This is a genomic window from Bradyrhizobium cosmicum, from assembly GCF_007290395.2.
GTDB lineage: Bacteria > Pseudomonadota > Alphaproteobacteria > Rhizobiales > Xanthobacteraceae > Bradyrhizobium > Bradyrhizobium cosmicum.
Genome location: NZ_CP041656.2, coordinates 773,630 through 785,891, shown reverse-complemented (window position 1 = coordinate 785,891; position 12,262 = coordinate 773,630). Strand labels below are relative to the sequence as shown.

Here is a 12,262-nt window from a genome sequence, read left to right as displayed (position 1 = left end):
CTAATATCGGTGAACGCTGACGTTGCCAAGCCGATCCCTTAGGATTTGGTTTATTCAAAGACCGCGCCAAACGTCGCGCATGTCAGCCCTGAGCATCCGCATCCAGAAATCACGAATGATCGCGCAACCAAATGCGTGTTTCGGCGTTTCCTGGGGTTGTTGCGACGCACAATCGTGGACCGGGCTATCGCACCTCGCCTTCACCGATCAGCGCGAACGGTCCCCAGATCGCGGGGTAAGCGTTGCGCGGCGACGAGGCGTCATCAACATACGCCAACATCGCGCGGCGCAAGGCTTCGGCACGGCCTATTTCTGGTTCGTTCTTGAGCAACTCGAAAGTCGAGGTGGTCAAGCGTGTGGCAGCTTCCGAATCCACGGCCCAGTGCGAGACCAGCAGCGCGCGGGCGCCGGCGTAGAAGAACGAGCGCGCCAGTCCCGACAGCGCTTCAGCGCCCGGCTTGTCGCCGGCAATAGTGTTGCAGGCCGACAGCACAACCCAATCCGCATTGAGCTTGAGCTGGGCAACTTCACTCGCCGTGAGCAGGCCGTCGTCCAGCTCCGTGGGTTGTTCAGGAATGGAGAGAGCAAGCGAAGGCTCGCCCAATCCCTTGATGTCGCCAGCGACGAGGCCGTGGGTGGCAAAGTAGATGATGCTGTATTGAGCAAGCGCTGCACGCTTCAGCGTCGTCTCGCTGGCATCGCGGCCGAGATGGATGTCGGCTGCGGTCGCGCCGACATCCTTGGCCACTGCATTCAACTCATCCGCCGTATCCGGCAATTGCGGCAGCGCCTGCGCCAGCTGCGCGCGATCGACGCCGGCACCGCGCCAAAAGTCGGTATAGGCTGATGTCACGATGCTGCGCGCGGCAACCTTTCCATTCGCAGCGCGACGATCGGCCGGCCCTTCCAGCGCGGGATTGAACACGGGATCGCCGAAGCCGGTCATCGGCTTCACGCCGTGGTCTCTCCGCGCAAAGGCACGCAGCGATTTCAGGCTGGCCACCGACGGCAGCACCGACACGGCCTGACGCCGCAGCAGCCAGGCGGCGCTGCGATAGCCATCGAGCGTATCCGGGATCGCAGCCTGCGGTTTCTCCGTGACGAGCAGGTGAAACGGCAAGGCGGTCAGCGCGGCCGACGGCACCACCAGCAGGTTACGCTTGCCTTGTGTCAGAGCCTCGACCGGACCGAGCAGCGCGACATAGAGTTCGTTGGCGAGCGCAAGATCGAACAATCCGGATTTGCCGGACGCATCGCGCGCTTTGCCGACATCGAGTCCGCGGCGGAACGCCGTGACCTTCTGCGCCAGCGCGTCCGCGCCGAGCGGAATCTCCTTCCACTCGACACCCTCGCGCGTGATCGCGATGACATGGCTCTGCTTGTCGACCACGGAAAAGAGCACCATCGCCTCATCGGCCGACAGCAGCGGCTGAATGTCCTTGACGGCCAGCGGCAGCGGATTGGAAAGCGAGGCGTAGTCCGGGAACTCGACGACGAACGTCTTCTGCAAGCCTGCACGCTCGTTCGCAATCGTCGCGATCCGCGCGCGGCTGCGCGCCTCGGCCGCGGCGTCGCGCTGGGCCGACTGCTTCGACACCGCGACGATGATCGCCTTGTCGAGCGCCTCGGACTCGGCCGCGAGGTCCTGATCCCGGCGCACCAGTTCGGCAAGCCGGTCGCTGCCGGCGGCAAGGCGCACGGCGAGCTTGTTCACGGCGGATGCGGCAGACGATTGCGTGCCGCGCTGGATCGCGGCGAGCGCCTCGTCCAGCGCCTTGTCGTCAGGTAGCAGATGTTGCTGCCGCGCAGCGAACAGGACCGGCAGCACGACGCGCAACTGCGCGCGGTCGCTGCGAAGGGTTTTTTCCGCGAGAGGCAGCGCGTCCGCATTTCGACCAGACACGTAGAGGAAATAAGCGAGGTTGCTGGTCGAGGTCGCGACATCAGGGTGATCGGGCCCGAGCGCCCGCTCGCGGATAGCAAGCGCACGGCGATAGAGCGGCTCGGCGTCGGCATAGCGCCGCTGGTGCTCGGAGAGGCCGGCAAGATTGTTGAGGGACCGCGCGACGTCGGGATGATCCATCCCCAGCACCTTTTCGCGGATCACGAGCGAGCGCCTGATCGGCACTTCGGCCTCCGCGTCGCGGTCGAGATCGCGATAGAGTTGACCGAGATTGTTCAGGAGGGTCGCGACGGCCGGATGCTCGGGACCACCGACTTTCTGGTAGATCGCCAGCGCCCGTTGAAACAAGGGCTCCGCGTCCGCGTAGTGCTGCTGCTTCACATAGAGCGTGCCGAGATTGTTGAGCGACTGGCCGACATCGGGATGCTCGCGCGACAGCGCCTTCTCGCGAACGGCGAGCGCACGCTTGAACAGCGGCTCAGCCTCGGAAAGCCGGCTCTGCCGCTGATAGAGTGCAGCAAGGTTGTTCAGGACCGGTGCGATCTCGACGCTGCCCAGACCCGTCCCCTTTTCCATCAGCGCGATGGCACGCTTGTAGATCGGCTCGGCCTGGTCGTCGTGGCCCTGGTCGGCATGGATTTGCGCGAGATTGTTGAGAGCGCCTGCGAGGTCGCGATTGTTGGTGGTTTTCTCGAGAGACGCCACCATGGCCTGCGCCAGCGGCAGCGCTTCCGAATATTTGCCGGCGCTTCTCAGCGCGTTGATCCGCGCGCTTTGCGCGGAGAGATCACCCTTCTGGGCGAGGCCGGGCGTGGCCAGCGATACCGTGATTGCGAGCGCCAGACCCGCAACCAGCGTCAGACGACGGCGTGTCATGAATCCTCTCGCTGCGCACCTCAAGATCATTACGGTCTTGGGTCGCAGCGATGGGCAACGGCGTTCAATTTGTAGTGCTGGAATCCAGCTTGGTGCGCGCTTCGCCAGCGAGGCGGACCAGCATTTTTCGTAGCGCCGTGCCGTTGGTCACGCGCTCCGGGAAATCGAGCCGCAGCGCGGTCTGGCCATCCTGCATATCGAGGCCCTCGGGGTCACAGCCGGTGCAGCGCCAGTCGCCCTCGGCCGCACCGAGGAGTTTGGTGGCGTAGAGCCCCATGGCGTCGCGGTGGTCGGCGTTCATGTGCTCGACGGCCCCCTCCTCCGCCACCAGCAGGTCCTCAGCGCCGGCGAGGTCGGTTAGGAACTGCTCCGGCCGGAGGTCGACGATCCGGCCAAAGCCGGCGACCAGATGGGTCCCCGTGGGCCGGATCCGGAAAAAGGAGAAATCCTTAAACGATACAAAGGCTTCAGCGGACGGATGGGCATTGAGATACCGCCGCTTGAGGAGTTCCTTGTCGGCTGCGGCCTGTTCGGCGTGGCCAGAAAGCATGATGCGGGCGCCTTCCAAGGGATCGCCGGCCCCACGTTCGTCCAGCATTAACGAGACCCGGCTATCCGCGAGAATGTTCCTGGTATGGACCGCCAAGCCCGAGATCAGCAGGATCGGGGAGCCGTCCGGGTGGCTGGCCAGATTGACCAGGGAACAATAGGGATCGCCGGAGCCCGCCATCAGCGTTGCCAGCGCGCCTTGGCGCGACCGCCTGAGCAGCGATCTGGCGAGCTTTCCGGGGTCGAAATCGGGGGTCGGTTGCATTGGCTTTCTCGGCTCGGGTGGTTGCAAGGAGGGCCTTTTTTCGGGTAAACGAGGGTCGGGTTATGGGTCGACATGCGGCGAATCTGCCGTGTTTCGTGGAACTTGGTCACACTTCAGCCCAGCTTGCATTGCTCGGTGACAAGGTTCGAACGCCAAATTCGGCACCCATGTATGCGGCGCATCAGTGGATTGCTCGCCGTTTAAGCCACGACCCAAACGGAAAGCAGAAAGCAGAGGCTCATGCCCACAATCGCTTTGGTCGACGACGACCGCAACATTCTCACATCCGTCTCGATCGCGCTGGAAGCCGAAGGCTATCGCATCATGACCTACACCGACGGCGCCTCCGCGCTGGACGGTTTCCGTACCACCCAGCCCGATCTCGCCATCCTCGACATCAAGATGCCGCGCATGGACGGCATGGAGACGCTGCGGCGCCTGCGGCAGAAGTCCGACCTGCCGGTCATCTTCCTGACCTCCAAGGACGAAGAAATCGACGAGCTGTTCGGCCTCAAGATGGGCGCCGACGATTTCATCCGCAAACCTTTCTCGCAGCGCCTGCTGGTCGAGCGCGTCAAGGCCGTGCTGCGCCGCTCGGCGCCGAAGGACCCGACCGTCACGCCGAAGGAGAACGACGCCAAGGCGCTCGACCGCGGCCTGCTGCGCATGGATCCGGAACGTCATACCTGCACCTGGAAGAACGAGCCGGTGACGCTGACCGTCACCGAGTTCCTGATCCTCCAGGCGCTGGCGACCCGGCCCGGCGTGGTCAAGAGCCGCAACGCGCTGATGGACGCCGCCTATGACGACCAGGTCTATGTCGACGACCGCACCATCGACAGCCACATCAAGCGGCTGCGCAAGAAGTTCAAGGTGGTCGACAACGAGTTCGAGATGATCGAGACGCTGTACGGCGTCGGCTACCGCTTCAAGGAAGCCTGAGCCTCACGCGCCTTCAACAAAGACCAGGAGTATCGCCGGTCCTGATTCCATCGGGACCGGGATGGCTCGATAGCTTGAGCGTGATCTTTTCGGAAAACCGCTGCACACTTTTCCGGATCATGCTCTAGGATGCGGGGATCCTTCCCACGAGAAGTCCCAACGCGGGCGTAAGCATTGCTTGACCGAACGCAGCCTGACGAGAACCAGAGCGCCGGGGATGTCGCATCCGACGGCGGTCTGGAGCACGTCGCCGAGGACAGGCCGGCCGCGCAGGGGTGGCGACCGCTGAACTGGCTGAAGCGCGCCGGGCAGTTCTTCTTCGCGCTGTCCTTCTCGAGCCTGACCCGCCGCATCGTCTCGCTCAACCTTGCCGGCCTCGTCGCGCTGGTCGCGAGCATCCTTTACCTGTCGCAGTTCCGCGCCGGCCTGATCGACGCGCGCGCGCAGAGCCTGCTGGTGCAGGCCGAAATCATCGCCGGCGCGATCGCGGCGTCCGCGACCGTCCAAACCAACACCATCACCATCGATCCCGACCGGCTGCTCGATCTCAAGCCGGGCGAGACCTATGGCGGACCGGACGAGTATTCGCCGCTGGACTTTCCGATCAATCCGGAACGCGTGGCGCCGGTGCTGCGCACGCTGATCTCGCCGACCAAGACGCGAGCCCGCATCTACGATCCGAACGGCAGCCTGCTGCTCGACAGCCGCAATCTCGAAAACGTGCTGCGCCTCAACCTTCCGCCGCCGGCCGACAAGCCCGGCTTCGTCGAGCGCGGCATGGTCGCGGTGCGCACCTGGCTGAACCGCGGCGACCTGCCGCTCTATCGCGAGCTCGGGCCCGAGAACGGCAACGGCTATGCGGAAGTGAGTGACGCACTCCAGGGCCAGAAGCGCTCGATGGTGCGGGTCAATGCGCGCGGCGAGGTGATCGTCTCGGTCGCGGTCCCCGTGCTGCGCTCACGCGCCATCCACGGCGCGTTGATGCTGTCCACCCAGGGCGACGACATCGACCAGATGGTCACCGCCGAGCGCCTCGCGATCCTGAAGGTCGGCGGTGTTGCCGCCGCGGTCATGATCATGCTGTCACTGCTGCTCGCCAGCACGATCGCAGGACCGGTGCGCCGGCTTGCCGACAGCGCCGAGAGCGTTCGCCGCCGCATCAAGGCCCGCATCGAGATTCCCGACTTCACCCGCCGCCGCGACGAGATCGGCCATCTCTCCGGCGCGCTGCGCGACATGACCAGCGCGCTCTACAGCCGGATCGAAGCCATCGAGATGTTCGCCGCCGACGTCGCGCACGAATTGAAGAATCCGCTGACCTCGCTGCGCTCCGCGGTCGAGACGCTGCCGCTGGCGCGCAACGAGAACAGCCGCGCCCGCCTGCTCGAGGTGATCGAGCACGACGTCAAGCGGCTGGACCGGCTGATTTCGGACATCTCCGACGCCAGCCGCCTCGACGCCGAATTGCAGCGCCAGGATGCGGTCCCGGTCGACCTGCGCCGCCTGCTGACGACCCTCGTGTCCGTCGCCAACGAGACCAAGCTCGGCCATGACGTCGCGGTCGAGACCCGCTTCGAGGGCCGCAGCCCAACCGACGCCTTCGCCGTGACCGGCCATGATTCGCGGCTCGGGCAGGTGGTCTCCAACCTGCTCTCCAACGCGCAATCCTTCTCGGAAGCAGGCAAAAAGGTACGCCTCACCTGCCGCCGCGTCCGTTCCGAGATCGAGATCGTGGTCGACGACGACGGCCCCGGCATCCGCGACGACGCGCTGGAGCGCATCTTCGAGCGCTTCTACACCGACCGTCCGCATCAAGGCTTTGGCCAGAACTCCGGCCTCGGCCTGTCGATCTCCAAGCAGATCGTCGATGCCCATGGCGGGCGCATCTGGGCCGAAAACCGTGCCGGCCCGCTGGACGCGGACGGCGCGCCGACAGTTGCCGGCGCGCGCTTCGTGGTGAGGCTGCCGGCGCTATGAGCCAAGGGAGATTGAGCGACGGCGGCCCCAGCGTTCACGCCTCCGCGGTCAAGGTGGGGACTCTGGCCGTGCTGATCCGCGGGCCGTCCGGCTCGGGCAAGTCGCGGCTTGCCTTCGATTTGATCATGGCGGGGCGCGCCGGCGTGGTCGAAAGCGCCGTTCTGGTCGGGGACGACCGTGTCCATCTGGCGACAGTCGGCCATGAAATTGAGGTCCGTCCCGCACCGAGACTGGCCGGCCTGATCGAGATCCGGGGACTGGGGATCCGCCACTGCGACTTCGTGGAGCATGCGACCGTCGGTCTCGTGGTCGATCTGGACGCCGCGGAGGCGGAACGCCTGCCCGCGGCAGAATCGCTCAAAACAAGCATTTCCGGTGTCGAAATACCCCGAATCCCGGTCGGACGCGGCTATTCGCCCCTCCCCTTGGTTGTTGCGGCCTTGACCACTACCAAGAGTTAACCTTCCACTAACCCTTGAGGCGATTGTTTGAAGGGAAATTGTAACCATATGAACCCCACACTCGCGACCGAATAGACCGACGCAGCTCCCCTTATCCATCCGTCTAGATTCAGGGAGATACGCAACATCCCCCCTTGCGCGGGGGCTCTGGATGGTCAAAGTGGCGCGTTCGTGCGGTGCACCAAAAGCGCCCGCGAGGAGTTTTCCGATGATTGGTCTAGTACTTGTGACCCACGGGCGCCTTGCCGACGAGTTCAAGGCAGCGCTTGAGCATGTCATGGGCCCACAAAAGCAAATCGAAGCGATCACGATCGGCGCTGAAGATGATTCCGATCTCTGTCGAAGCGACATCATCGAGGCGGTTAACCGCGTCGATTCCGGCGATGGCGTTGCGATCCTCACCGACATGTTCGGCGGCACGCCGTCCAACCTGGCGATATCCTGCATGAGCCGGCCGAAGGTCGAAGTCCTCGCGGGCATCAACCTTCCCATGCTGGTGAAGCTCGCCAAGGTGCGCGAAGAGCGCACGCTGCCCGACGCGATCGCGATGGCCCAGGAAGCGGGCCGCAAATACGTCACCATCGCCAGCCGCGTGCTCGCCGGCAAATGAGCGAGGACGCGCCGCAAGCCGGGTCGGGCGTGCCCGCGGGCGCGATCTCCAAGGACCTCCTGATCATCAACAAGCGCGGCCTGCACGCCCGCGCCTCCGCGAAATTCGTCCAGGCCGTCGAGCGCTTCAACGCGCAGGTGTGGGTGACACGCGGCGGCGAGACCGTCGGCGGCACCTCGATCATGGGCCTGATGATGCTCGCGGCCGGCCCGGGCACGACGATCACGGTGGCCGCGGCCGGTGCTGAAGCGGATGCCGCGCTCGCGGCAATCACCGAACTCGTTGAAAGCAAGTTCAACGAGGAAGGGATTTAGTCCCTCGTCACTTCGCCGGCGGCGCGATGTAGATGTTCCAGCTCATCGACGGACCAGCCTTGCCGTGGGTGAAGCGGCGCGTGGTCATCACGATGCGCTCGGCGTTCGGCGCGATCTCCGACACCCATTTCTCGAACGCCGGCAGGCGGCCGTCGGTCGGATCGAACACGCCGATGAAGCCGTATGTCTTGGCGTCCTCGCGCGAGGTCAGCCCGGAATCCCAGGCTTCGAGCGGCATCAACGCAGCCGGATGATCCGGGCTGTAGAACACCATCGGCTGGATCGATTCCATGGTGCCGGCAACGACCGCCCAGCGCGAGGCGAAGCGCGTGTGCCAGGCCTGCGTCAGCTCGCGTGCGAGATCCGAGCGCGCGCCGTAGGTCGCGGTATTGCCGGCATTGGCGGCCATCTCGCGCGCGGCGATCCAGGGCGAGGCTATCAGCGTCGCGACGCTGAGCACGAACCAGATTGCGGCGATGTTGAACAGCACCGCACCCTGCACCCGCAGCGCAGGGATCGCGACCAGCGCGAGCGGCACCAGGAAGAACAGCGAGATGCCCCAGTCGGTCTTCATGTAGATGCTGAAGACCAGCGCGCCGAGCGGCGGGCCGACCGCGACGATGATCTGGATGATCCAGACGTTCATCGCCTGCGAGAGATTGACGCCCGCATTGGCGCCGCGCGCCCAGGCCCGCGTGACGATACGCGAGGGCGCGCGCAACAGCAGCGTGAACCAATGCGGCACCAGCGCCATGGCCAGCGCGGCGAGCGCCACCGGCAAGGCCAGCAGCGCGAAATTATGCAGGACATAGCCGGCGACGAGCTGATGCACGAGGCGGCTGTCCTCGAGGCTGTAGGTGTCGCCGGCATAGGTCAGCGGCACGAAATGCACGTCCGCCAGCCAGACGACGTGCGGGATCATCGCCACCGCCATCGTCGCGATCGCCACCCACGGGGCCGCCGACAGGAGGAATTTGATACGATCGGGATGGATCAGCGCGGCAAGGCCAATGGCGCCGATCATGGTCAGTATCCAGTATTTGGTCATCAGCGCCAGCGCGCCGGCGAGCCCGAACCAGATGCCGGACTGCCAGCTCCGCTTCTCGAAGGCGTTGAGATAGGCGAGCACCAGAAGCGGCAGCGTGACGAGCTGCAGCAGGTCCGGGTTGTACTTGAAACCCTTGAAATTGAAGATCGGGTAGAGCGCGATCATCACCACGACCAGGAAGGCGCGCCGCGCGTCCACGACGCGCAAGCTCACGAGCCAGCAGATCACCATGCCGAGGCCGACAGTCGCCATCGCCAGCGCATAGGTCGCCCAGTCCGTCGCCGGGAACACCATGAACCAGAGGCCGGCCACCCAGCCCGACAGCGGCGGGTGCTTGCCGTAGCCGAGCAGGAATTTCTGGCCCCAGCCATAGGCTTCCGCGACGTCCATGTGAACGTCCTGCGCCGCCTTGAGATTGATCAGGATGAAGGTCCAGATCACCGCATGCAGGATGGCGAACTGGATCACCAGCCAAAGACGGGCCTCCGGGCGGATAGCGCTGGCAACCAGCCAGGCCCGAAAGCGGCCAAGGCTCACTCGGGCTTTGACGCGTGGTCGAGCGGAGGGGATCGAGGTCGTTGACATGGGCCGTTGCGTAGCGCGTTTTGGGCCGTCGTGGAATCAGCTTGGCGTGAAGAAAGGCCCTGAAAATACAGCAATATGGTTGCCGCACGGGGATGTGAGTGGTATCCCGCGCCCATGACGACCGTCCCCATTTCGAACATCCGCAATTTCTCCATCGTCGCCCATATCGACCATGGCAAATCGACGCTGGCCGACCGCCTGATCCAGATGACGGGCGGCCTCTCCGACCGCGAGATGGCGGGCAAGGAGCAGGTGCTCGATTCCATGGATATCGAGCGCGAGCGCGGCATCACCATCAAGGCGCAGACGGTGCGCCTTGCGTACAAGGCCAAGGACGGCAAGGACTACATCTTCAACCTGATGGACACGCCCGGCCATGTCGACTTCGCCTACGAAGTCTCGCGGTCGCTGGCGGCGTGCGAGGGTTCCCTGCTGGTGGTCGACGCCAGCCAGGGCGTCGAGGCGCAGACGCTCGCCAACGTCTACCACGCGCTCGATGCGGGTCATGAGATCGTGCCGGTCCTGAACAAGGTCGATCTTCCCGCCGCAGAGCCGGAGAAGGTCAAGCAGCAGATCGAGGACGTCATCGGCATCGACGCTTCCGACGCGGTGATGATCTCCGCCAAGACCGGCCTCGGCGTTCCCGATGTACTCGAAGCCATCGTCACCCGCCTGCCGCCGCCGAAGGGCGATCGCGACGCGACGCTGAAGGCGCTGCTGGTCGACAGCTGGTACGATGTCTATCTCGGCGTCGTCGTGCTGATCCGCGTCGTCGACGGCGTCATGAAGAAGGGCAGCCGAGTCCGCATGATGGGCACCGGCGCGGCCTATGACATCGAGCGCGTCGGTTTCTTCACGCCGAAGATGACGCAGGTCGACGAGCTCGGCCCGGGCGAGATCGGTTTCATCACGGCGGCCATCAAGGAAGTCGCCGACACCCGCGTCGGCGACACCATCACCGACGACAAGAAGCCCGTGACGGAAATGCTGCCGGGCTTCAAGCCGGCCATCCCCGTGGTGTTCTGCGGTCTATTCCCGGCCGACGCCGATGATTTCGAGACGCTGCGCGCCGCGATGGGCAAGCTGCGCCTCAACGACGCCAGCTTCTCCTACGAGATGGAGACGTCGGCCGCACTCGGCTTCGGCTTCCGCTGCGGCTTCCTCGGGCTGTTGCATCTGGAGATCATCCAGGAACGCCTGTCGCGCGAATTCGACCTCAACCTGATCGCGACCGCGCCGAGCGTGATCTACAAGATGAAGCTGACCGACGGTCAGGAAATCTCGATTCACAATCCCGTCGACATGCCCGACGTGGTCAAGATCGCGGAGATCCAGGAGCCCTGGATCGAGGCCACGATCCTCACCCCCGACGAATATCTCGGCAGCGTGTTGAAGCTGTGCCAGGACCGCCGCGGCGTGCAGAAGGAGCTGACCTATGTCGGCTCGCGCGCGATGGTGAAATACGACCTGCCGCTCAACGAAGTCGTGTTCGACTTCTACGACCGTCTGAAGTCGGTCTCCAAGGGTTACGCCTCGTTCGACTATCATCTCACCGACTACAAGCCGGCCGACCTCGTCAAGATGCAGATCCTCGTCAACGCCGAGCCGGTCGACGCGCTCTCGATGCTGGTGCATCGCACCCGCGCCGAAGGCCGCGGCCGCGCCATGGTCGAGAAGATGAAGGAGCTGATCCCGCCGCACATGTTCCAGATCCCGATCCAGGCGGCGATCGGCGGCAAGGTGATCGCCCGCGAGACGGTGCGCGCGCTGCGCAAGGACGTCACCGCCAAGTGCTATGGCGGCGACATCACGCGTAAGCGCAAACTTCTGGAGAAGCAGAAGGAAGGCAAGAAGAAGATGCGGCAGTTCGGCAAGGTCGACATCCCGCAGGAAGCTTTCATTGCCGCGCTGAAGGTCGATAGCTGAGGCGACGGCCGGGACCAGACCAGCCGGCCCGGCAAACAAGAAGCGCGAAAACAACCCCATGCACAGTAGCCGCCTCTCTGGCGGCATTGCATTTTTTGGATTTTACGAAATCTGGTTGACCCGTCGGGCAAAACAGGGGTATGGTGGCATCATCGCCGGGTGTGTGATGCAACCACCCGTCATTCCCTTCGACCGTTTGATCGATCAGGCCTTCCGCTTTGCCTCGACGTAGCGCGCGAAGCTGTCGAGGATCGCCTGCCAGCCGGCCTGCTGCTGCTCGACCGAATGCGTCGTCTCGCCGTCGAAGACGACGCGGACGACAATGCCAGTCGGACCCGGCACGAACTCCACCTCGGCCTTGCGATCGCCGAACGCGTATTCGATCCGCCTGTGTTCGACGATCTTCGTGTAGGTGCCCGCGAAGTCGAAACCCATGCTACCGTCCTTGGCCTCCATCCGGGACGAGAAGGCGCCGCCTTCCCGCAGGTCAACGGTCGCCTTGGTCGTATGCCAATCGTCGGACGCGGCATTCCACTTCACGATGTCGGCAGGCGTCGTATAGGCATCCCAGACCCGATCGATCGGGGCTGCTACGCTGGTTTCAACGGTGATCCTCATGCATTGCTCCAGTTCGTCTTTGACAGTCGAGGCGACGACTCGCCTCAGATGTGCGGGACTCATCCACGGCACGTCGGGGAGTGTCCATCCAAGGACGGTCGAGACCAGTCCGTGCCGACATGGTCGCGTCGTCGATATCTTAAAAAATTGCCGGTGGAACAGCTCCTGACCATCCGCCGACTGCCGCG

9 protein-coding genes and 1 pseudogene are annotated in these 12,262 nt (G+C 64.4%); 6 read left to right on the top strand and 4 right to left on the bottom strand.

Features of this window, described 5'->3' with window-relative positions; genetic code table 11:
* Positions 1 to 184 precede the first annotated feature (184 nt).
* Positions 185 to 2,779, bottom strand: a complete 2,595-nt coding sequence (locus tag FNV92_RS03655; RefSeq protein WP_168213369.1) for a CHAT domain-containing tetratricopeptide repeat protein — start codon at positions 2,777 to 2,779, stop codon at positions 185 to 187.
* Between the two features lie 64 nt (positions 2,780 to 2,843).
* The gene (locus tag FNV92_RS03650; RefSeq protein WP_143842168.1) at positions 2,844 to 3,593 is read right to left on the bottom strand and encodes a HugZ family pyridoxamine 5'-phosphate oxidase; all 750 of its coding nucleotides are present in this window, start codon (positions 3,591 to 3,593) and stop codon (positions 2,844 to 2,846) included.
* 240 nt (positions 3,594 to 3,833) lie between these two features.
* Between FNV92_RS03650 and FNV92_RS03645 the strand changes: the two genes are divergently transcribed.
* The 5 genes and pseudogenes from FNV92_RS03645 to FNV92_RS03625 all read left to right on the top strand — a co-directional run bounded on the left by FNV92_RS03645 (position 3,834) and on the right by FNV92_RS03625 (position 7,897).
* The gene (locus FNV92_RS03645) at positions 3,834 to 4,535 is read left to right on the top strand and encodes a response regulator transcription factor (RefSeq protein WP_007597749.1); all 702 of its coding nucleotides are present in this window, start codon (positions 3,834 to 3,836) and stop codon (positions 4,533 to 4,535) included.
* 174 nt (positions 4,536 to 4,709) lie between these two features.
* Positions 4,710 to 6,512, top strand: coding sequence for a sensor histidine kinase (locus FNV92_RS03640; protein ID WP_168213370.1), 1,803 nt, complete (start codon positions 4,710 to 4,712; stop codon positions 6,510 to 6,512).
* An 11-nt stretch (positions 6,513 to 6,523) separates the two neighbouring features.
* Positions 6,524 to 6,991, top strand: a pseudogene (locus FNV92_RS03635) (HPr kinase/phosphorylase).
* Between the two features lie 190 nt (positions 6,992 to 7,181).
* Complete coding sequence (locus tag FNV92_RS03630) at positions 7,182 to 7,583, top strand: PTS sugar transporter subunit IIA (protein WP_028134014.1); 402 nt, start codon at positions 7,182 to 7,184, stop codon at positions 7,581 to 7,583.
* Positions 7,580 to 7,897 carry an HPr family phosphocarrier protein gene (locus FNV92_RS03625; RefSeq protein ID WP_143842177.1) on the top strand — a complete coding sequence of 106 codons (318 nt, stop codon included), beginning with the start codon at positions 7,580 to 7,582 and terminating at the stop codon, positions 7,895 to 7,897. Before FNV92_RS03630 ends, FNV92_RS03625 begins: the two co-directional genes overlap by 4 nt.
* Positions 7,898 to 7,904: 7 nt before the next feature.
* Here FNV92_RS03625 and FNV92_RS03620 read toward each other — a convergent pair whose 3' ends face one another.
* A complete protein-coding gene (locus FNV92_RS03620) occupies positions 7,905 to 9,530 on the bottom strand; it encodes a glycosyltransferase family 39 protein (protein ID WP_143842179.1) in 1,626 nt (541 codons plus the stop codon).
* A gap of 114 nt (positions 9,531 to 9,644) precedes the next feature.
* Here FNV92_RS03620 and lepA point away from each other — a divergent pair, with 114 nt between their 5' ends.
* On the top strand, positions 9,645 to 11,456 hold the full coding sequence (lepA, locus tag FNV92_RS03615) for a translation elongation factor 4 (protein WP_014439385.1): 1,812 nt from the start codon (positions 9,645 to 9,647) through the stop codon (positions 11,454 to 11,456).
* A 204-nt stretch (positions 11,457 to 11,660) separates the two neighbouring features.
* Here the strand turns inward: lepA and FNV92_RS03610 are convergent, their stop codons facing one another.
* Entirely contained in the window at positions 11,661 to 12,074 is a 414-nt protein-coding gene (locus FNV92_RS03610; RefSeq protein WP_143842181.1) for an SRPBCC family protein, read from the bottom strand.
* Positions 12,075 to 12,262: the final 188 nt, after the last annotated feature.

What these genes read in the sequence shown, in the direction of transcription:
- FNV92_RS03655 (WP_168213369.1), bottom strand. Translation starts at nt 2,779, where the DNA reads ATGACACGCCGTCGTCTGACGCTGGTTGCGGGTCTGGCGCTCGCAATC.
- FNV92_RS03650 (WP_143842168.1), bottom strand. Translation starts at nt 3,593, where the DNA reads ATGCAACCGACCCCCGATTTCGACCCCGGAAAGCTCGCCAGATCGCTG.
- FNV92_RS03645 (WP_007597749.1), top strand. Translation starts at nt 3,834, where the DNA reads ATGCCCACAATCGCTTTGGTCGACGACGACCGCAACATTCTCACATCC.
- FNV92_RS03630 (WP_028134014.1), top strand. Translation starts at nt 7,182, where the DNA reads ATGATTGGTCTAGTACTTGTGACCCACGGGCGCCTTGCCGACGAGTTC.
- FNV92_RS03625 (WP_143842177.1), top strand. Translation starts at nt 7,580, where the DNA reads ATGAGCGAGGACGCGCCGCAAGCCGGGTCGGGCGTGCCCGCGGGCGCG.
- FNV92_RS03620 (WP_143842179.1), bottom strand. Translation starts at nt 9,530, where the DNA reads ATGTCAACGACCTCGATCCCCTCCGCTCGACCACGCGTCAAAGCCCGA.
- lepA (WP_014439385.1), top strand. Translation starts at nt 9,645, where the DNA reads ATGACGACCGTCCCCATTTCGAACATCCGCAATTTCTCCATCGTCGCC.
- FNV92_RS03610 (WP_143842181.1), bottom strand. Translation starts at nt 12,074, where the DNA reads ATGAGGATCACCGTTGAAACCAGCGTAGCAGCCCCGATCGATCGGGTC.